16 protein-coding genes are annotated in these 19,396 nt (G+C 66.7%); 12 read left to right on the forward strand and 4 right to left on the reverse strand.

Annotated elements, in window-relative coordinates; all coding sequences use genetic code 11:
- The first annotated feature begins 9 nt into the window (after positions 1-9).
- Complete coding sequence (locus CFB82_RS34225) at positions 10-561, forward strand: DNA-binding protein (RefSeq protein ID WP_089486845.1); 552 nt, start codon at positions 10-12, stop codon at positions 559-561.
- Between the two features lie 148 nt (positions 562-709).
- On the opposite strand, the gene CFB82_RS34230 is transcribed toward CFB82_RS34225, so the two are convergent.
- The 4 genes from CFB82_RS34230 to CFB82_RS34245 all read right to left on the reverse strand — a co-directional run bounded on the left by CFB82_RS34230 (position 710) and on the right by CFB82_RS34245 (position 6,703).
- The gene (locus CFB82_RS34230) at positions 710-1,819 is read right to left on the reverse strand and encodes a polyamine ABC transporter substrate-binding protein (protein WP_089487025.1); all 1,110 of its coding nucleotides are present in this window, start codon (positions 1,817-1,819) and stop codon (positions 710-712) included.
- Positions 1,820-2,061: 242 nt separating this feature from the next.
- Positions 2,062-2,283 (reverse strand): hypothetical protein, encoded by a 222-nt coding sequence (locus CFB82_RS44240; RefSeq protein ID WP_089486846.1) that lies wholly within the window; start codon positions 2,281-2,283, stop codon positions 2,062-2,064.
- A 407-nt stretch (positions 2,284-2,690) separates the two neighbouring features.
- A complete protein-coding gene (locus CFB82_RS34240) occupies positions 2,691-5,102 on the reverse strand; it encodes a hypothetical protein (RefSeq protein ID WP_089486847.1) in 2,412 nt (803 codons plus the stop codon).
- 38 nt (positions 5,103-5,140) lie between these two features.
- A complete protein-coding gene (locus tag CFB82_RS34245; RefSeq protein ID WP_256990595.1) occupies positions 5,141-6,703 on the reverse strand; it encodes an SLC13 family permease in 1,563 nt (520 codons plus the stop codon).
- Between the two features lie 157 nt (positions 6,704-6,860).
- Between CFB82_RS34245 and CFB82_RS34250 the strand changes: the two genes are divergently transcribed.
- From CFB82_RS34250 to CFB82_RS34300, 11 genes are all read left to right on the forward strand, one after another.
- Positions 6,861-7,601 (forward strand): GntR family transcriptional regulator, encoded by a 741-nt coding sequence (locus tag CFB82_RS34250; protein WP_089486848.1) that lies wholly within the window; start codon positions 6,861-6,863, stop codon positions 7,599-7,601.
- Between the two features lie 168 nt (positions 7,602-7,769).
- Complete coding sequence (gene pyk, locus CFB82_RS34255; RefSeq protein ID WP_089448936.1) at positions 7,770-9,203, forward strand: pyruvate kinase; 1,434 nt, start codon at positions 7,770-7,772, stop codon at positions 9,201-9,203.
- 1 nt (position 9,204) lies between these two features.
- Positions 9,205-9,945 (forward strand): TSUP family transporter, encoded by a 741-nt coding sequence (locus tag CFB82_RS34260; protein ID WP_089486849.1) that lies wholly within the window; start codon positions 9,205-9,207, stop codon positions 9,943-9,945.
- 11 nt (positions 9,946-9,956) lie between these two features.
- Positions 9,957-10,874: an AEC family transporter gene (locus tag CFB82_RS34265; protein WP_089448934.1), complete on the forward strand. Its 918-nt coding sequence runs from the start codon at positions 9,957-9,959 to the stop codon at positions 10,872-10,874.
- 521 nt (positions 10,875-11,395) lie between these two features.
- Positions 11,396-12,199: a transporter substrate-binding domain-containing protein gene (locus tag CFB82_RS34270; RefSeq protein ID WP_089486850.1), complete on the forward strand. Its 804-nt coding sequence runs from the start codon at positions 11,396-11,398 to the stop codon at positions 12,197-12,199.
- 4 nt (positions 12,200-12,203) lie between these two features.
- Complete coding sequence (locus CFB82_RS34275; protein ID WP_089486851.1) at positions 12,204-12,938, forward strand: ABC transporter permease; 735 nt, start codon at positions 12,204-12,206, stop codon at positions 12,936-12,938.
- Positions 12,935-13,702 carry an ABC transporter permease gene (locus CFB82_RS34280; protein ID WP_089486852.1) on the forward strand — a complete coding sequence of 256 codons (768 nt, stop codon included), beginning with the start codon at positions 12,935-12,937 and terminating at the stop codon, positions 13,700-13,702. The genes CFB82_RS34275 and CFB82_RS34280 overlap by 4 nt, the downstream gene beginning before the upstream one ends.
- 26 nt (positions 13,703-13,728) lie before the next feature.
- Complete coding sequence (locus tag CFB82_RS34285) at positions 13,729-15,111, forward strand: LLM class flavin-dependent oxidoreductase (protein WP_089487027.1); 1,383 nt, start codon at positions 13,729-13,731, stop codon at positions 15,109-15,111.
- Positions 15,112-15,212: 101 nt separating this feature from the next.
- A complete protein-coding gene (locus CFB82_RS34290) occupies positions 15,213-16,784 on the forward strand; it encodes a sugar ABC transporter ATP-binding protein (RefSeq protein ID WP_089486853.1) in 1,572 nt (523 codons plus the stop codon).
- On the forward strand, positions 16,781-17,860 hold the full coding sequence (locus CFB82_RS34295; protein WP_089486854.1) for an ABC transporter permease: 1,080 nt from the start codon (positions 16,781-16,783) through the stop codon (positions 17,858-17,860). Before CFB82_RS34290 ends, CFB82_RS34295 begins: the two co-directional genes overlap by 4 nt.
- Positions 17,861-18,027: 167 nt before the next feature.
- Positions 18,028-19,098 (forward strand): substrate-binding domain-containing protein, encoded by a 1,071-nt coding sequence (locus CFB82_RS34300; RefSeq protein WP_089486855.1) that lies wholly within the window; start codon positions 18,028-18,030, stop codon positions 19,096-19,098.
- The last annotated feature ends 298 nt before the right edge of the window (positions 19,099-19,396 follow it).

Below are 19,396 nucleotides of genomic sequence, written 5' to 3' on the forward strand. Positions count from 1 at the left end.
ATAACCACGATGCAACAGAAGAACAAGACGATCGGCGTGATGGGCTCCGGCAAGGAGCCGTGGCTCGCGTTTTCGGAGCCGCTTGGCACCTGGCTCGCGCAGGCCGGTTTCAACCTGCTGACGGGCGGCGGGCAGGGCGTGATGCTGGCGGTCGCGCGCGCGTTCGCCGGCGTGCCGGGGCGGGCCGGCCGGTCGATCGGCATCCTGCCGACGCAGGCCGATCCGCTCGCGGGCTTCGTCCCGCTCGACGGCTATCCGCATCCGTTCGTCGACATCCCGGTCCTCACGCCGCTGCCGCGCCGGGAGCCGGACGCCGCCCCGGATACGATCAACCGCAATTACGTGAACGTGCTGAGCAGCGACCTGATCGTTGCGCTGCCGGGCGGCCACGGCACGGCCGAGGAGATCGCGCTCGCGCGGCGCTGGCGCAAGCCGCTCATCTGCTTCGGGCCGGACGGCGCGTTTCGCGAGCTTGCGGCGGGGGCCACGTGCACGTCGTCGCTCGATGATGTGATCCGCTTCGTGGACGACGCATTCTCTGCGGAGCAGGCGCTTCGATAATTCGCGCGGCCGGTTCGGCTACGGTCGTGGCGATGCTCGCGTGGCAGGGTCGGCGCCTCGGCACGCGATGTGACCGGTTTCGATGCGACCACGTGCCGCCGGCGCGAGCAAGCCGCCGGCGGCACGATTCGTGACCGCGGCGCGCGGTTCAGCGGCCCGTCTTCAACTGCGCCCACAGCCGGTTCTGCAGCCGGCGGATCTCCGGCGGCATCGGCTTGAGCAGCGTCATCTTGCTCAGCACTTCGTCGGACGGATACACCGACGAATCGCGCGCGATCGCCGGCTTCACGTACTGCCGCGCGGCCTTGTTCGCGGTCGGATAGAACACCGCGTTGGTGATGCCGGCGTTGACCTTCGGATCCTGCACGTAGTTGATCCACTTCAAAGCGGCGTCGCGATTCGGCGCGTCCTTCGGGATCACCATCATGTCGAACCACAGCAGGCCGCCTTCCTTCGGGTTCGCGAAGCCGATCTCGTACGGGCGCTTCGCTTCGGCGGCGCGGCGGTGCGCGATGCCGACGTCACCCGAATAGCCGAACGCCACGCACAGGTCGTTGTTCGCGAGATCGTTGATGTAGCCCGACGAGTTGAACTGCGTGATGTACGGGCGCACCTTCTTCAGCACCTCGTACGCGGCGCGGTAGTCGGCCGGGTTCGTGCTGTTCGGATCCTTGCCCATGTACTGCAGCGTGGCCGCGAACACGTCGACGGCCTGGTCGAGGAACGACACGCCACAGCTCTTCAGTTTCGCCATGTTGGCCGGGTCGAACACCAGCGCCCAGCTGTCGACCGGCGCCTTGTCGCCGAGCGCCTTCTTCACGGCCTGCACGTTGTAGCCGATGCCGTCGGTGCCGTATGCCCACGGCACGCCGTACCGGTTGCCCGGATCGGCGTCGGCGACCATCTTCATCAGCAGCGGATCGAGGTTCGCGAGGTTCGGCAGCTTCGACTTGTCGAGCGGCTGGTAGACGCTCGCCTGGATCTGCTTGGCCATGTAGTTCGACGTCGGCACGACGATGTCGTAGCCGGAATTCCCCGACATCAGTTTCGCCTGCAGCGTGTCGTCGCTGTCGTAGTTGTCGTAGCGGACGTGGAGGCCCGTCTGCTTCTGGAAGGTCGGGATCGTGTCCGGCGCGATGTAGTCGGACCAGTTGTAGATGTTCAGTTCGCCGGCCGCGTGGGCGGTCGTGCCGGCGGCCGCGGCGGCCGACAGGAGGGCGGCGGTTGCCAGGGCGCGGCGAAGCGTGCGGATTCGCATGATGGAGTCTTCCATTTCGGTGCGCGTGTCGATCCGCTTGGCGCGGGTCGTTGCGCGATGGTTCATCGGATGAAGCGGGCGTGCGCAGCCAACGCTCGCAGTGAGCGAACGCGGTGCACAACGATCAGGAGTCCATTTGACGGCGAGCCGGCTCGCGCGGAACACGAAGCGCGAGCCGATCCCTTCACCGGTCGGGTGACACGGCGAATGGGTCGAACGGAGTCAGGGAAAGAGGCGGGACGCTAAGGCAGCAGCGATGCCACGTCGTCGGTATGGATCGCGACGTACGCACGCGCGGCGACGGCGTTGTGGCGGCGAACGGAGCGGCGGGACAGGATGGTGTAGATCGACAGAGGCAGGCGAGGGCTTTGCCCGCCGTCACTGTCGTCGGGGGACGCGATCGTAGCGCGCAGGTTTCGCGCATCGCCTCGTCTCCACCGCACCAGCGGGCCACGGAATCTCACGATTACTCTCGACCGGGTTGTTGAAAGTATTGAACACCTGACGATTCGCCAGCGGCTGCCGTTTCAGGTTTCGGTCAGCGCATTTGCCGCGCGGCGGCATCGGCTGCATGACACCGATTGAAAGCTCGGCGGACGTCGGAATCGTTGAAACATGACGCTTCCATGAATCATCAGGTAAATCGCTGTAAGGATGTCTCGGGATTTTCCCTAGGGATTGGAGGGCCCATGAGCGCGTTCGGCGCGGTGGTGATGGCGGGGGAACCGCGCAGGCAACGCTGCTTTGGGTGATCAGGAAACGCTCGAAGTGATGAGAATATTCGACGGTTCGCTGCCGCGATCGTCACCAGGCGATCGTCGGAAAGGCCGTCGAAAGATCCCGGTGACAAGGTGGGTCGAGTCGGACGCGCTCAATCTTCGAACGTGATGAACTGCGCCGAAGACCAGACCTTCGCATCATCGCGTTGCCGCCCGAAGAAATACACGGGGCGGTGGCCGAACGAGGCGTTGGCCGGGTCGATCTCGATGCTTCCCGAGAGGTCCGTCGGCAAGGTCTGCTCCGTCAGCCGTTCGATGGCGAGAAACAGCTCGGTGCCACCGAGCTGGTGCGTCGCGGAGCCTGCTGCCAGCAGATCCGCACCACGAATCTCATGACGGAACGTCGGCGCATGCGCAAACGGATTGCCGGCCAGCGGATCGCCGACCTTGATGAAACCGTCAATGGTGCCTTCGACGACGATCGTGGCATGGGCCAGGCCGCCCACTTCGATCTCGACGCTGTCGGCATCGCCGTACGTATCGCTTGCGAAGCCAATGTCGGTCGTCCCGGAACGCCAGGCCGCCTCCTCGAGGTGCTCGAAACCGGTTGATCTGAAATTGTGGATCGTGCCGTTCAGCACGCGGATCGTGCCGCGCCAGGAGGCCCAGCGATAGCGATCGCGAATGCGTGCACCTCCCCAGCGAATCCGGATGTGCCGCTGCGCGTATCCCAGCTCCGCGTGAAGATCGCGTTCCCAGATCACGCCGGTATGGTCGTATGCCGCCACGTATTCCCAGCCTGCATTGCCGAGCAGGCGGTAATCGAGCCTGGCTGGCCCGCGATGCCGGAACGCGTCGCCTTGCCGGTATTCGCCGCATTGAACGAGCAGTGCAGTGTGCTCTCCCGTCGTCGCCCAGGTATGACGGGCGCGAAGCGCCTCGCCGATGCTGCGGCGGTCGAGGGATTCGGCCAGCACGCCGGTCAGCCCGCCACGCACGCCGAACACCTGTACGCCGGGCGCGCCACCGCCGGGCCGCCCGCGATGCTCGTCGCCGCTGGCCGCCACGCCGAGCCGATAGCCGCGCGCGATCACGTCCTGGTAAAGCCAGCCGAAGTGTCCCCACGACGACGCGATCTCGACGAGCCGTTCGAGCTCGGGATGGTGCCAGTCGGGGATATAGCGGCGGCCACCCACGTGCGGCATCACCAGATGATGCGCGGCATCGTCCGCATACGCATCCCACAGTTCCTCGACGGGCCAGCGGCCGAGCTCGACCGCATTGCCCTTCATGTCCTCGTTCCAGACCAGCGTGCGGTTGTGCTCGCCGCGCGCGTTGTACGGGAAATCCGGCCGCGCGTCGCCGAGAAAGACGACATTGTGGTCGCCGCCCGCGGTCGAACTGCCGCACCATTCCTGCACCGGATAGACGACGAAGCGGCCCGGGGCGTTGAACTGCTCGACCGCCTCCACCCCGAGTTGCCAGTTCTCGTCGGTGATCTGGAAATCGTTCGCCGTATAGCCGAGCACGTCGATGCCGCCGATGTCGCGTGCGTAGCGCGCGTTGTACGCCGGGCTGTTGGTGCCGACCGTATCGTGGGCGTGGACGTGCAGGTCGGCGTACAACGCACGGGGCGCAGGCAGCGAAGCGTCGCTCGTGAGCCACGCTTCGGCCGCGCGCACGTCCGGGCGGGCGGGGATGTCGGCCACGATGCGCAGCGTGCCGGCATCGACCGGCAGGTCGTCGACCGCGCAGGTCGCGAGCCCGGCATCGGGCAGCGCGTGCTCGCGTCGGTAGACGGCTTCGCCGCGTACGTCGTATGCGACGACGCGTGCGGTGCTGCCTGCGTCTCGGCACGCATTGCCCCAGCGGTCCTGCAGCGATAGCCGGAATGGCGCGCGCGTGCCGGGCCGCACGAAGCGCGGGCCATTCAGGAGTACGTCGGAAGGTGCGCCGGCACGGATGTCGATCGAGATGTCTCCGGGCACGGCGACGAAGCGCGACGTACCGAGCGGATCGACGTAGAGCCGGAACCGGAAGTTGTCCTCGGCGAAGGTCTGCACACGCGTGCCGGGGCCGCGACGACGATCGCCGAGCCGGATCACGATCCGGTCGCCGGCATTCACGTAACCGTCGACGATGTCGACGATCACGGCCTTCTGGAACGGCCGCTCGTGTCCCTTCTGGTCGAAGCGCACGTTCAGCGCCTGCACGGTGGCCGGGCTCTGGCCCGGCACGGGCGGTGCGGCATGGTATTCGGCACTGATGTAGTTCGCGGCGCTCGGATCGCTGGTCTGGAACAGCGCCCAATCCGAATAGAACTTGAAGGTGGCCTTCAGCCAGCCGCCGTCGGCGATGCCCGACGAGCCGACTTCGTAATCGAGCACGATCTCGCTCCATGCGCCGGCTTCGAGCTGGGCAACGTTGCAGCGCACGCGTCCGGCGAACGGCAGGCGTTTGTGGCGCTCATACAGGCCTTCGGGTGCGACGTGCGGGCCCAGGCGGTCGCGCAACGCGGCGGCGCGGGCATCGACGGTATCGAGGGCGTCGTTGGATTCGTTCATGGTCAATCCAGAAGAAATGGCGAGGGAAATCGAGCGCTTCAATGCGCGAACGGCCAGGGCGCGCCCGGGTCCCAGACGGGGATGCCCATGTACGCGTACCACGGTGCAATCACGCAGAGGCCGTAGACGATCGCGATCAGCACGGACACCGCGCCGACCTTCGCGTAGTCGACCGTCGAGAACGCGCCGCTGCTGTACGCGATGACGCCCGCGGTGATCTGCGTGGGCAGCAGATAGGCGAAGCTGTCGGTGTCGCTGACGAGCATCGTGAAGGCGACTGGATGCAGCCCGAGACGCGGCGCGAGTGCGAGCGCGATCGGCGCGATCATCGTGACGGCCGCGACGTTGGACAGCATGCCGATGCGGATCACGTGCGTACCGAGCATCACGATCGCGATCGCCAACCACCAGCCGTGACCGCGCGCGGCGACATAGATGTGATCGGCGGCCCAGCTCGCGAGCCCCGACGCGCTGATCGCCGACGACAGCGACAGCGCGCCGGCCAGCAGGAACAGCGTGCCCCAGATCGTGCGCTGTTCGACTTCAGCCCAGCCGAAGCGCAGCACGCCGGGCGCGAACAGCAGCGCCAGCGCGATCAGCGCGACGATTTCCGACGGCAGGTGATGCAGCGGCTCGGTCGCCCACAATACGGCGACGGCGGCCAACAGCATGAGCACGGCCCAGTCGTTGCGCGTCGCGCTCGGCTGCGCACGGCGCATGGCCGCGATTGCGCCCGGGCCACCCGGAATCGCGACGGCGCGCGAGCGGAAATGGAATTGCACCCAGGCTTGCGTGATCGCGAACATCCCGAGGTACGGCCACTGGAGCTTGAGCCAGGTCAGATACGAGATCCGGATGCCGAGCTGTTTCTCGAGCAGCCCGGACACGACCATGTTCGGCAGGTGGGCCGTCAGGATGCACATGCCGCTGATCATCGCGCCGTAGACGAGCGTCTGGATCACGATCGCCTTGCGTGCGGCACGCTCGCGCGGCGACTCGCCGAACAGCCGGACGATCCCGTTCGTGACGGGCAGCAGCGTAGCGGCCCGTGCATTCGCGGCCGGCACGACGAGCGCCATCACGCAATTCACCGCGAACATGGCCCAGATCACGCCGTTGGCGGTTCGCACCTTCAGGCGGTCGAGGAGCAACAGGGCGATGCGGCGGTCGAGTCCACACGCCTGCATGATCGCGGAGAACAGGAACGCGGCGAGGCACAGGAACACGACGGGCGCGGCGAAGCCGCTGGCCGCCTTCGGCAACGACGGGCTCGCGTGCGACAGCACGAGCAGCATCGGCAGCAGGATGCCGCTCACGCCAACCGGAACCGCGTCGGTGATCCATACGATCGCAACCCACGACACCACCGCGAGTGTCGCCTTGCCTTCCGCGGACAGATGCGCGGGGGCAGGCAGCCACCATGCGATCGCGAAGAACGCGAGCCACGCTGCGGCGAAGCCGATCGCGGCACGCCAGTGCGCGCGACGCGATCGGCCTGTCGCGTGCGGATCGGCGTGTCGTGCCGCCGGCGATCCGGCCGGTGGCGGCCGGCTGGCGTGCGTGCTGTCGAGCGGCGGCGTGCCGATTGCGTTTTCAGTCACTGGTATGCTCCCCGTGCGTCGGGCCCTGAGACAGCAGGCCCGATCGTCTATCGAGATGTCATAATACGTATTAATACAAGTTGGGCGATCCAATTGCTTTTCATATCGAAATCAGGATTCGCGCATAGCGCGAGCCGAGCACGGAGAGGAAGATTCGATGACGCTGCTGCGTGATGACGCGACGTCGCTTTACGAGCAGATCGCGACAACGCTGCGCGACGAGATCGAGCAAGGCGCGTACGAGCCGACCGGCAAGCTGCCCTCGGAGGCACAATTGAGCGAGCGTTTTCAGGTGAGTCGCGTGACCGTCCGGCTCGCGCTCGACCGGCTGACCGACGCGCGAATCGTCGAGCGCAAGCAGGGCAAGGGCACGTTCGCCGCAAAGCAGCGGCTGCGGCATCGACTGGATGTGCTGCGTGGACTGCACGATTCGATCGCGGGACAAGGCGCGCAGGCACGGATGGAACTGCTGCGCATGGAGACGTGCGACGTGCCGCCCGGCTTGCGATATGCGTTCGCCGCCGACGTGACGCGCTGCGTCTATCTCGAACGCCTGCACTGGGTCGACGACGAGCCCATCGCGCTCGCGCAGACCTGCCTGCTGCCCGAAGCGAGCGACGTCGCTTATGCGCGGGCCGACAGCCTGCCGACTTACGAGCTGCTGGAGCAAGTACTCGGCTGGCGCATTGCCGACGCCGACATGTCGGTGACGGCCGTGGCCGCGCCCGACGATATCGCCGTCCGGCTCAAGACCGCAAAGCAGGCGCCGCTGCTCGTATTGCGGCGCACGTCGCGTCTGGCCGACGGTCGCACGTGTGAATCGACCGTGTTTCATATTCGTCCGGAGCGCTTCGACCTGGTGGTGCGAAGCGGTGTCGAAGCGCGATTTGTCGGTTAAACGTGCGTTTGGCCGCGGGCCGTGGCAATGGCCATGCGCGGTCAGTCGATCGGACAAGGTGCGCGTTTTCTAAATCACTTTCGGATCTAGGTTTCGCATTTTTAATTCTTTCTGAGAATTTCACGGTTCTGTCATATTTCTGTGCACCGAATTCATCGGATCAGAAAAATGTCAAAGACCACCATCATTGCGACGATCGGGCCGGCGTCGAATACCACTGAAACGCTGCTCGCGCTGCACCGTGCGGGGATGACCGTCGCGCGCCTGAACGGTTCGCACGGCTCACTCGACTGGCATCGGGCGACCATCGAGCTGATCCGGCGGACCTTGCCGGACCTCCCGATCCTGCTCGATATTCCCGGGCGAAAGATTCGTACCGTGCAACTGCGCACGGAACCGTCGTTCGAGGTCGGCGGCCGGCTCGTGCTGACGACCGATCTGTCACATGACGGCAGCAGCAAGGTGCCGGTCAACTACGATCGGTTTCATCTGCAGTTGCGCGCCGGGGTGCGCATCTATGCGGACGACGGCACGCTGTCGTTCGTGGTCGAGGCGGTGCGTGGACAGGACGTCCACGTCGTCGCGGAGACGGCAGGAACGTTGAAGAGCCGCAAGGGCATCAACGTGCCGGAGGTCGATCTGGGGCAGCAACTCGTCACGCCCCGCGATCGGGAAATGGTCGCGTTCGCGAAGCACGCGGGCGTCGACTTCGTCGGGATCAGCTTCGTCGAATCGGCGGCACACGTGGCGGCGATTCGAGCGTTGATCGACGCGCCGTCGCCACGCATCGTCGCGAAGGTCGAGAATCAGGGCGGCCTCGATCACCTCGACGAAATCGCCGGCGCGACGGACGTCATCATGATCGATCGTGGCGATCTGTCGGTGGAGACCAGCATCGATCATGTCTCGCTGTACCAGAAACGGATCATTGCGGCGGCGCGGCAGCACGGCAGGCCAGTCATCGTTGCGACCGAGTTGTTGCACAGCATGATCGAGAGCCCGCTGCCGACCAAGGCCGAGATCGGAGACGTCACGAATGCGGTGATCGACGGCGCATCGGCCGTCATGCTGTCCGGCGAGACCGCCGTCGGCAAGTTTCCGGTGGAAGCGGTGGCGAGGCTGCGCAGCATCGTCACGCTTGCTGAAGCCCATCGGCATGCGTCGCTCCCGGCGGCGGGCGGGTTGGCCGACGCGCCGAACGATCTGCGAGCCGCGACGCTTGCGCTGACGCGCACGCTGCCGATCTCGAAGGTCGTCGTGTTGTCGCGCACGGGCTACGCGGCTCGGCTCGTGTCGATGGCCCAGGTGCGGCAGCCTGTCATTGCGGTCGGCAGGGATGCGGCGCTCGCGCGCAGCTGGAACCTGCTGCCGGGCACGACGGCGGTATTCCTGCCGGACCTCGATCTGGCGGCGGACGGCGCCGGCACCGCCGCGCTGAAGTCACTGTGGGAGGGCGGCAGGCTTCAGGTCGACGACGTCGTGCTCGTCGTGCTGGCCGCCAGCGACGATGCACAAGCGTCGTTGAGTTCGCTGCAAACCGTCCGCGTCGGTCAGCTTGCCGCGCAACTTGCGTGGTCCGTGGACAGCGGCGTGGAGGCCTGACATGCACGATCCGCACCTGTTGGTCGGCATCGTCGCGCTGCTTGCGATCGTGCAGTCCGTATTCGGCATGGGCATCCTCGTGTTCGGCACGCCGACACTGCTGCTGATGGGATACGATTTCACGTCGGTGCTCGGACTGCTGCTGCCCGCTTCCGTATCGATATCGGCGGTTCAGGCCGGGTCCGCGCGGCGACGTGCGGTGCCGGCCGCCGAACGGGTCACGATGGTGATCTGCGCGATCGCGGTGCTTGTATCGCTTGCGATGCTGGTGCGCTTGAACCTGAAGGCGCGCGCCGACCTGCTGATCGGTGTCGCAATGCTGAGCGCCGCCGCGATGCGCTATTCGTCGCGCCTGCAGACCAGGCTGCGCAAATTCGTTCACGCGCGCAGCCGGCTGTATGTCGGGGCGATGGGCGTCGTGCACGGCCTCACCAACATGGGCGGTGCGTTGCTCGCCGTCTATGCGGCCAGCCGGTACGATGACAAGCACGCAGTGCGCGCGGCGATCTCGCGCTATTACCTGCTGTTCGGTGCGATCCAGCTCGGGACGCTGGCGCTGCTGCGACCGGCGGCGCTCAGTGTCCAGGGCGTCGCGATGGCACCCGTGGCGGTCGCGATCTATTTCGCGGTCGGCAACGTGCTGTTCGCGCACGCCGGCGCACCCCTGTACGAGCGCGCGATGACCGCATTCATCGGCGTCTACGGCGCGGTCGTGCTCGCGAAGACGCTGGTCTTCGCGTGACGGAGCGGCCCATGCAGAATGTCCTGACCGCACTCATTCCGATCTTCGTGCTGATCCTGGCAGGATTCGTGCTGCGGCAGCGCCGCCTGCTGCCGGACGAATTCTGGCTGCCGTGCGAAACGCTGAACTACTACTACATGTTTCCCGCGCTGATGTTCAGTCAGGTCGCGAAAGCCAATCTGACGCAGTTTCCGGTGCGGCCGATCGCGGTCGCCATCCTCGGCGCGGTGGTCGCGAGCGCGGCGCTGCTCTATGCATGGCGAGCGTGGAGCCGGCAGCCGGGGGCTGTGTTTTCGTCGGTGATCCAGGGGGCGCTGCGACCCAATACGTATGTGGGTGTTGCCGCCGCCGCCGCGTTGTACGGAAGCGTGGGTCTCACGCTCACGTCGATCAGCATCGCAGTCGCGATCCCGTTGCTGAACGTCGCGTCGATCATCATCCTGATGCGTCACGGCAGCGGCGGTGCGCCATCGGCGCGGCAGATCGGCGGCGCATTGCTGAGAAACCCGGTGATCATGTCGGTCGTGCTCGGCGCCGCGTTCAATCTCGGCGGCCTGCCCTTGCCGGGCGTGCTGTCGAGCGTGCTGTCGATTCTCGGCGCCGCATCGCTCCCGCTCGGGCTGCTCGCCGTGGGCGCAGGTCTCGACGTGAAGGCCGCGAAGGCGGCGCGCGGCCCCGTGTTCCAGTCGTCGGTGATCAAATTGCTGCTCGTGCCCCTGCTGACCTTCTGGATCGGCTTCAGCCTCGGCATCCGGGGCCCGGCACTCACGACGATCGTGTTGTTCAATTCGCTGCCGTGCACACCGTCCGCATACATCATGGCGAAGCTGCTCGGCGGTGATCATCGCTTGTCCGCCGGGATCATCACCGTGCAGACCGCGCTTGCGGCCGTCACGATGCCGTTGGTGCTGCTCGTGTTCCACGGTTGAATCGGTTCGCGCCCGCGCCCGCGCCCGCGTCGGCGCGGCGCAATGAGAAAGGCAAAGGCCGGTCGGGTCGCCCTGACTGGCCTTTCTCGTCAGTGACCCGCGTTTCGGACGGGATGCCGAGGGTTGCGCGACGCACACGGGATTCGTTATCTGCGCGCGATAGCGGCTGACACTGCGCGAGCTGATCATCCGTGCGCAGGAGACTGGCCACTGGTCCGTCGCCGGCACGCCGGAACAGCTCGCCGTCGCGATCTGCTCGATACCGACTACGTGGGCGGCGATTTCCGCGCGAATCTGGAGCTGCCGGCGGTGCAGCGCGAAACAGCGCAGGCGTGAGCGGCCGGACAGTGGAACGATGCACCGTGGGGCGCGTTCGACGGTGCGCCATTCCGCCATATCGCGCGATCAGATATCCATCGAAAAAATAACCATTTGGTACACGCTTCGGCAGGCACTAAAGTCACGCATCCCGATGCCGGAGCGACACCGGCGATGTCGACGTTATCCGAGAAGTCTGCCAAATGAATCGTTTGATGCCTTCAACGGTCCGCCGCGCCGCGGCCGCGCTGTTCGTAATCGGCCTTTTGCCAGCCGCCCACGCGGCGCAACCGACGCTGCGCGTCGGCATCGACGCCGAGTCGTACCCGCCGTTCTTCTCGAAGGATGCAACCGGCAAGTGGAAGGGCTGGGAGGTCGACCTGCTCGACGCGGCATGCAGCAAGCTCAATGTACGCTGCGAACTCACCGACATCGCATGGGACGGGCTGATCCCCGCGCTGCAGAACCGCAAGATCGACGTGATCTGGTCGTCGATGACGATCACCGGCGAACGGCAGAAGGCGATCGACTTCAGTCGTGCCTACTATGAGTCGCCGACGGTTTTCGTCGGCGCGAAAAGCGATCGGCGCCGCGTCGATTGCGCAGCGCCGGCAACCTTCAAGGATCGCGTGATCGGCGTGGAGGCGGGCACGAACTTCTCGGCGTTCCTCGATGCACGTTTCAAGCGCGACGCCCAGATCAAGGCGTTCGACAAATTCGACAACGCGCTCGCGGATCTGGTCTCGGGCCGTGTCGATTACGTGCAGGAAGCGAAGGGCTTGTTTACGGCCTTCCTGTCGTCGCGTGACGGGAAGGATTTCGAGGTCAAGGCCACCTGTGCGGACAACCCCGTGCTGGGTCTCGGCATTGGCGCGGGCGTGCGTCAAGGCGATGCATTGCGCGGCCGGTTGTCGACCGTGATCGCGCAACTGCAGCAGGACGGCACGTGGGATGCGATCACCGCACGCTATCCGAACCTGAAGGGTACGATCGAGAAGGGGCGTTGAGTCGATGGCCGCGGACGATTCGCTGCTGGCATTGCTTGCGTTCGGCGACGGCGGTTACGGGCGAATCTTCGCCGGCGCGTTCGCACTGACGCTCGGCGTCGCGTCAGCGTCGTTCTGCGCCGGGACGCTGCTCGGCATCGCGGGCGCGCTCGGCAAGCTGTCGCGGCACACCCCGCTCGTGTGGCTGGCACGGCTTTACACGACACTCGTGCGCGCCCTGCCCGAACTGTTGTGCCTGCTGCTCGCGTTCTATGCAGTCGCACCTGCGCTCGAGTCCGCCTTGCACTGCAGCGGTCTGGTGCCCGATGGCTTCGCATTCGATCCGTTCATCGCGGCCGCGTTGTCGCTCGGCTTCATCCAGGGCGCCTATCTGACCGATATCTTCCGCGCGGCGCTCGTCAACGTACCGGTCGGGCATATCGAGGCCGCGCACGCGTACGGAATGAGCCCGTGGCAAACCTTGACCCGCATCCGGCTTCCGGTTGCAGCGCGGCTCGCGCTGGCGGGCGTCGGCAACGTGTGGCTGAACGCGACCAAGGATGCGTCGTTCATCAGCGTGCTCGGGTCTTTCACGGATCTGCTGAAGGCGAGCCAGCTCGCCGCCGGCGCGACGCGGCATTACGTTTTCTTTTACCTGGTCACGGCCGCGCTGTTCCTGTTGTTGAGCGTCGCGTCGACGGGCCTTTTCGCGATGCTCGAACGTTACGTGAATCGTGGTACGAGGCGCGCCTGCGCATGAATTTTTCGCTGACGTTCCTGCTCGACACGGTGATGCCGAAGCTGCTCGCCGCGGTGCCCACGACCCTGGCGTTGCTGCTGTTGTCGGGTATTGCCAGCGTGGTGATCGGCATTCCGCTCGCGCTTGCGGCGGGTTCGCGTCACGCACCCTACCGCTGGCCCGCGCGCGGCTGGATCATGCTGGTTCGCGGTACACCGCTGCTGGTGCAGCTTTATCTCCTGTATTACGGCTTCGGCCAGATCGTCCCGCGCGAATGGATGCGTGACAGCTGGGCGTCGCCGCTGTTGCGCGACGCGTTCTGGTACGCCGTCGTCGCGTTGAGCGTGAACGAGGGCGCGTATGTCGCGACGATCCTGCGCGGCGCGATTGCCGGGGTGCCGGCCGGCGAAATCGAGGCCGGCCATGCATACGGAATGACGCGGGCGGGTGTACTGCGCCGTATCGTCGGTCCGCGTGCGTGGCGACTCGCGCTGCCGGCGCTCACCGGCGAAGCGATCCTGCTGCTGAAATCGACCGTCCTCGCTTCGACCGTCACGGTGTTCGACGTGATGGGGACGGCCAATACGCTGCGTTTCGAAACCTTGCGAGTTTATGAGCCGCTGGCCGGCGCGGCGATCGTCTATGTCGTGCTGGTCGCGCTGCTGACGATTCCCGCCGCCCGTCTCGAGAAACACCTCAATCGCTACCTGACGCGCGAGCCCGACGATCGCATGCCCGCACGGCGCCGCGGCGCATCGTCCGGCGCATGGGCGGCACCCAACTGATTCCTGCTTTTGCACTGAACACGACGATGTCCGATCCTCGCCCCTTGCTGTTTTCCCTTTATGAACAAGCCAGCGTCGGCTGCGGCGGCGCGCCGAGCCTCTGGACTCATCCCGCCGATGAACGGCTACGCGCGAATACGCTCGCGTACTGGTCGGATCTCGCGCGCACGGCCGAGCAGGCCGATCTCGACATGCTGTTCTTCGCGGACGTGCTTGGCCTGTACGACGTCTATGGCGGGTCGGCCGATGCGGCGGTCCAGTGGGCGGTCGAGGCGCCCGCGAACGATCCGATGATGCTGATCCCGGCGCTCGTCGCGCAGACCGAGCGGCTCGCATTCGGCGTGACCGCGAGCACGACGTATGAACATCCATTCGCGCTCGCGCGGCGCTTCAGCACGCTCGACCACCTGAGCAACGGCCGGATCGGCTGGAACATCGTGACCTCCTACCTGACGAGCGCGGCGCGCAACTTCGGGCTCGACCGGATGATCGGCCACGACGAACGCTACGCCCGTGCGGAGGAGTTTCTCGACGTCGTGTACAAGCTGTGGGAAGGGAGCTGGGCGGACGACGCGGTCGTTGCCGACAAGCGCGAGCCGCGCTACGCGCGCGGCGACCGTGTGCGGTCGATCGAGCACGTGGGCCCGCATTATCGCGTGCATGGCCCGCACGTCTGCGCGCCGTCGCCGCAGCGCTCGCCGGTGCTGATCCAGGCCGGCTGGTCGGGGCGTGGGCGCGAATTCGCGGCAAAGCATGCGGAAGTGGTGTTCGTCGCGAAGTCGAATCCGCACGAGATACGCGCCGGCCTCGATGAAATCCGGCGGCTGGCGGTCGAAAACGGCCGGGCAGCGGAGGATGTGAAGGCGCTCACGGTGCTGCGGATCGTGACGGCGCGTTCGTCGGCCGACGCGAAGGAGAAGTACCACGCGCTGCAGCAGCACTATCACCTGCAGGCTCAACTCGTCAGCTATGCGGGCGATACCGGAATCGACATCGATCGCTATGCAGACGACGAGCCGTTGACGACGCAAACGGAAGGGCTCACGTCCTACGTGGTGCGGCCGGACGGCAGCGGCAAGCCGCTCACCGCCGGCGACGTGCGGCGCAAGTTCGCGAATGTCACGCGCGGCACCGACCTGATTCTCGTCGGCTCGCCTGACGAAGTCGCCGACCAGCTCGCGGAGCATGCGCGGCAATCGACGACGAGCGGCTACATGCTCAATCCGCTCATCAGCCCGGGTACGCTGGACGATTTCGCCGAACTGATCGTGCCGGAACTGAAAAAGCGTGGCCTGTACCGGATGACGTCCCCGGTCGGTACCTTCCGCTCGCGACTCGGCGGCGGCGATCGCCTGCCGGATAGCGCCTATGGCGCATCGTTCCGGTTTCCCGTGCCGGAAGCGGGCTGACGCGCCGATCGATACCGGACGACCCTCAGCGGAGTGGCGTGACATGACCCACGACGACCTGTTTCTCCTGCAACCGCATCGCGCCGACCGGAATCTTCGGTATGAATAGCGCTACGAACGAGACGATGGACGTGACGCGCGACGATCGGCCCCATCGATCGGCGTCACCGCCTGTCCTGAGCGCCAGCGGCATCGCGAAGCGTTTCGATGCGACCGTCGCGCTGTCGGCGCTCGACCTGTCGATCGGCGCCGGCGAAGTCGTCGCGTTGATGGGCGCAAACGGCGCGGGCAAGTCGACCTTCGTCAAGATCCTGAGCGGGGCGCTGCAAGCGGACAGCGGCGCGCTGACGCTACGCGGCGAACCCTATCGACCGGCGTCGCCGCACGCGGCCAAGCGGCTCGGCGTCGCGACCGTGCACCAGTCCGTGGCCGACGCCGTCGTGCCGACGCTGTCGATCGCCGACAACCTGCTGCTGGACCGGCTGTGCGATCCGGCCTCACCGTGGCGCGTGCCGCCGGCCGCGCGGCGCGCCGCGGCGCGATCGCTTGCCGCACGGGTCGGGCTCGACGTCGACCTGACGGCGCCGCTCGCCTCGCTGTCGCTGGCCGACCAGCAGCGCGTGACCCTGGCGCGTGCGCTGGCCGGGCAGCCATCGTTGCTGATTCTCGACGAGCCGACCGCGAGCCTGTCGGCGGCGGAGGCCGAGCGGCTGTTCGTGCTGGTGGACGCGTTGCGCCGCGACGGCGTCGCCGTCCTGCTGGTGTCGCATCGGCTCGGCGATTTGCGCCGCATCGCCGACCGCGCGGCGATCGTCCGCGACGGGCGGATCGTCGCCGATCTGGCCGCGCCGATCGATTTCGACGCGGCTGTGGAAACGATGATCGGCCGGCCGTTGCCGCGTACGCGCGCACCGGCGCCGGAGCGTGCCGGGCTGGCCGGAGCCGGGGCAGGCCCAGGCCCAGGCCCAGGCTTCAGCGTGCGGCAGATGCGGCTGACGCCGGCCAGTACGCCGTTCGACCTCGATGTGCGGCGCGGCGAGATCGTTGCGATCGCAGGCCCGGTCGGCGGCGGCAAGTCGCGCTTCGCGCGGACGATCTTCGGCGCGGTGCGGGCGGCGGCCGGCCAGATGACGCTCGACGGCCGGCCGTGGCGGCCACGAACGCCCGCCGACGCGATTCGTGCTGGCGTATTCCTGGCCGGCGAGGACCGCTGGCGCACGTCGTTGTTTCCCGACAGCGTGCCGTTCGCCTCGATCGCGGGCACGATCGGCTTTCCGTTCCTGTCGCGCTGGTTCGCGAGCGGCGCGGTGCGCCGAACGCGCGAACGCACGGCGGCCGCGGCGGCGATCGCGCGGTTCGGCATTCGCTGCGACGGGCCGGACGATCGCGTCGCGCATCTGTCCGGCGGCAACCAGCAGAAGGTCGTGCTCGCGCGCTGGCACGCCGAGCCGGCGCGGCTGTTGCTGCTCGACGAGCCGTTCCAGGGCATCGATGCGGGTGCGCGCGCCGATATCGTCGATACGCTGCGGCGTCATGCGCATGAGCGCACGACGATCGTGTTCGTCAGCGATCTCGAGGAAGCGGCCGAGATCGCCGATCGTATCGTGCGATTCGATCGCGCGACGCTCGATTGCCTGCCTCCCACTTCTTCCATCGTGCGTGCCTGCTCATGAAACCCGTGACTTCTTCCGCTGTACGCCATGCCGCATCCGTCGAACGGCCGTCGCGCCCCGGGCCGGCGCGCATCCGCGATGTGCTCGAACGAACCGGCATCCTGCTCGTGCTGGGCGTCCTCGTGGTCGTGTTCGCGCTCAGGGAGCCCGCGTTCCTGAACGTCGACAATCTGTTCAGCATCCTGCAGGCGGTGTCGATCGTCGCGTTGCTCGGCATCGGCGTGACGATCACGCTCGCGGCCGGGGGCTTCGACCTGTCGGTCGGCAGCGTGGCCGCGACCGCGCAGATGGCCGCGAGCTACGTGCTGGTCGTCTGGCACGGCAGCGCATGGGCGGCCGTGCTCGCCTGCGTCGTGCTTGGGGTGGCGGCCGGCTTGTTCAACGGCTTGCTGATTACGCGGCTGCGCGTGCCCGACCAGCTCGCGACGCTCGGCACGCTGTTCCTGCTGGCCGGCCTGCAGTTGATCCCGACCGGCGGCCGCTCGCTCGCGACCGGCGGCCGCTCGCTCGCGACCGGCTCCGTGCTGCCCGACGGCACGGACGCGACGGGCGTATTCCCCGACGCCTTTCTCGCGCTCGGCCGGCTGCGCGTGTTCGACGTGGTACCGCTGCCGGTGCTGCTTCTCGCGGCCGTGACGGTGCTGGCCTGCATCACGATGGAAGCGACGCGCTGGGGCCGCGTGATTTACGCGATCGGCGGCAACGAAACGGCCGCGCGGCTGGCCGGTGCGCCGGCCGCGCGCTATCGCGTCGCCGCGTATGTCGTGTCGGGTGCGATCGCGTCGCTGGGCGGCGTGCTGATCGCCGCGCGGGTCGGCCGCGGTGACGTGAGCGCGGGCCACTCGCTGCTGCTCGATGCGGTGGCGGCCGCGCTGATCGGTTACGCGGTGTGGGGCGCGAAGCGGCCCAACGTATTCGGTACGGTCGTCGGGGCGGTGTTCGTCGGCGTGCTGCTCAACGGGCTCACGATGCTGAACGCACCCTACTATATGCAGGATTTCATCAAGGGCGTACTGCTCGTGCTGGCCCTTGCATTTACGTTCGGCATCGGTCGCCGTACGGATGCCCGGGCGTGATGCGTGAGGCCCCCGAGACTCGGCTCGGGCACCCACGGTTCGAATGATCTTCAGGCAGGACCGTTTGTTATCCAAAGTAATATCCATTGCCGAATCGGTCGGTTTGAATTCGCTTGGCGCGCTGATAGATTGAGCCGAAATCGTCCTTGTACGGAGACAGACACGCCATGCGCTCGTTGCTTCGCCGAAAGTCGCGCTTCGAACTGAAACTCGGTGCACTCGTGCTGGGCACCGCGCTCGTGCTCGGTGTGCCCGCGGCCTATGCCGGCCCGCTCAAGGGGGCGCCCGCGCCGTTCGACAAGGGCGGCGTGAAGATCGCGCTCGTCAACTACCTGTCGACCGGCGATTTCTTCCAGGCCTACGAAGCCGGCGCGCAGAAGCAGGCGCGTGCGCTCGGCGTCGATCTGCGCATCTACGAAGGGCGGCAGGACGCTGCCGAGCAGCGCGAGCAGTTGCAGCAGGCGATCAGCAGCGGCGTGTCAGCGATCATCGTCAATCACGGCTTGCCGGAATCGCTGAAGGACGTCGTTCAGCGCGCGCTCGACAAAGGCATCAAGGTCGTCGCGTTCGACGTCGATCTCGCCAATCCGAAGGTGCCGCAGATCGAGCAGAACGATCGCGACCTGGCGAACCTGCTGCTGAATCAGGCGTTGAAGGACAACGGCGACGCGTTCGCGGCAGGGTACGTGTACGTGGCCGGATTCGCGCCGCTCGACCGGCGCGATGCCGCGTGGCGCGATTTCAAGCGTGCGCACCCGAAGGTGCGGGAAAAGGCGCGCTGGGGCACCGTCGACAATCCGATCGCGCAATCGGTCGCGAACCAGGCGGCGGCCGTATATCGCGCGAATCCCGACATTCGGGTCGTGTTCGCGCCGTACGACGAGTTCGCGCGCGGCGCAAAGCTCGCGGCGGACGAGGCCCGGCTCTCGTCGAAAATCCGCATCTACAGCGCGGACGTGTCGACGGCCGACATCGAGGCCATCCGCGCGCCGAACAGCGCGTGGGTCGCGACGGCCGCGACCAATCCGGCGGTCGTCGGCGCGGTGTCGGTGCGGGCCGCGGCGCTGCTGGTCGCCGGGCAGGACCCGGGCGCGCGCATCGCAGTGAAGCCGACGCTGATCACGCGTGACGATCTCGTGAAGAACGACATCCATACCGTGGCCGAACTCGGCGCGAAGTTTCCGGCGTTCCGCGCGAGCGACGCGGCGACTGCCGCATGGATTCCGGCGGTCGACTGATCGCGTCGGCACGCAGCGCACGACGATCACATTCTCAAGACGCGGACGCTGAAGGTGACCGCGCACGCGCTCGGTCGCAGCGGCGTGCGCGAGATCCGGATACGAGTGCGGACTCTTGTGGCCTTTTTCGCGGGTATGCGGCTACTTGGTGAGGTGGCGTGCCAGCTTTCTGCGACATCTGCGGACGATTACGGAGCTGCTGTGCCTGTCGTGGCTGGCAACGGAGGAACGGACATTTTTGTATACCCACAATACGGATCCTCAGATCCAGCTTCAAGCGATGCGATCACGACAACCA

This window comes from Burkholderia sp. HI2714 (assembly GCF_002223085.1).
Lineage (GTDB): Bacteria > Pseudomonadota > Gammaproteobacteria > Burkholderiales > Burkholderiaceae > Burkholderia > Burkholderia lata_D.

Excerpts from the sequence above, each read along its gene's own strand:
- CFB82_RS34230 (WP_089487025.1), bottom strand. The coding sequence starts at position 1,819 with ATGCGAATCCGCACGCTTCGCCGCGCCCTGGCAACCGCCGCCCTCCTG.
- CFB82_RS34300 (WP_089486855.1), top strand. The coding sequence starts at position 18,028 with ATGCGCTCGTTGCTTCGCCGAAAGTCGCGCTTCGAACTGAAACTCGGT.
- CFB82_RS34275 (WP_089486851.1), top strand. The coding sequence starts at position 12,204 with ATGGCCGCGGACGATTCGCTGCTGGCATTGCTTGCGTTCGGCGACGGC.
- CFB82_RS34225 (WP_089486845.1), top strand. The coding sequence starts at position 10 with ATGCAACAGAAGAACAAGACGATCGGCGTGATGGGCTCCGGCAAGGAG.
- CFB82_RS34280 (WP_089486852.1), top strand. The coding sequence starts at position 12,935 with ATGAATTTTTCGCTGACGTTCCTGCTCGACACGGTGATGCCGAAGCTG.
- CFB82_RS34270 (WP_089486850.1), top strand. The coding sequence starts at position 11,396 with ATGAATCGTTTGATGCCTTCAACGGTCCGCCGCGCCGCGGCCGCGCTG.
- CFB82_RS34290 (WP_089486853.1), top strand. The coding sequence starts at position 15,213 with ATGAATAGCGCTACGAACGAGACGATGGACGTGACGCGCGACGATCGG.
- CFB82_RS34285 (WP_089487027.1), top strand. The coding sequence starts at position 13,729 with ATGTCCGATCCTCGCCCCTTGCTGTTTTCCCTTTATGAACAAGCCAGC.
- pyk (WP_089448936.1), top strand. The coding sequence starts at position 7,770 with ATGTCAAAGACCACCATCATTGCGACGATCGGGCCGGCGTCGAATACC.
- CFB82_RS34240 (WP_089486847.1), bottom strand. The coding sequence starts at position 5,102 with ATGAACGAATCCAACGACGCCCTCGATACCGTCGATGCCCGCGCCGCC.
- CFB82_RS34250 (WP_089486848.1), top strand. The coding sequence starts at position 6,861 with ATGACGCTGCTGCGTGATGACGCGACGTCGCTTTACGAGCAGATCGCG.
- CFB82_RS34295 (WP_089486854.1), top strand. The coding sequence starts at position 16,781 with ATGAAACCCGTGACTTCTTCCGCTGTACGCCATGCCGCATCCGTCGAA.
- CFB82_RS34265 (WP_089448934.1), top strand. The coding sequence starts at position 9,957 with ATGCAGAATGTCCTGACCGCACTCATTCCGATCTTCGTGCTGATCCTG.
- CFB82_RS34260 (WP_089486849.1), top strand. The coding sequence starts at position 9,205 with ATGCACGATCCGCACCTGTTGGTCGGCATCGTCGCGCTGCTTGCGATC.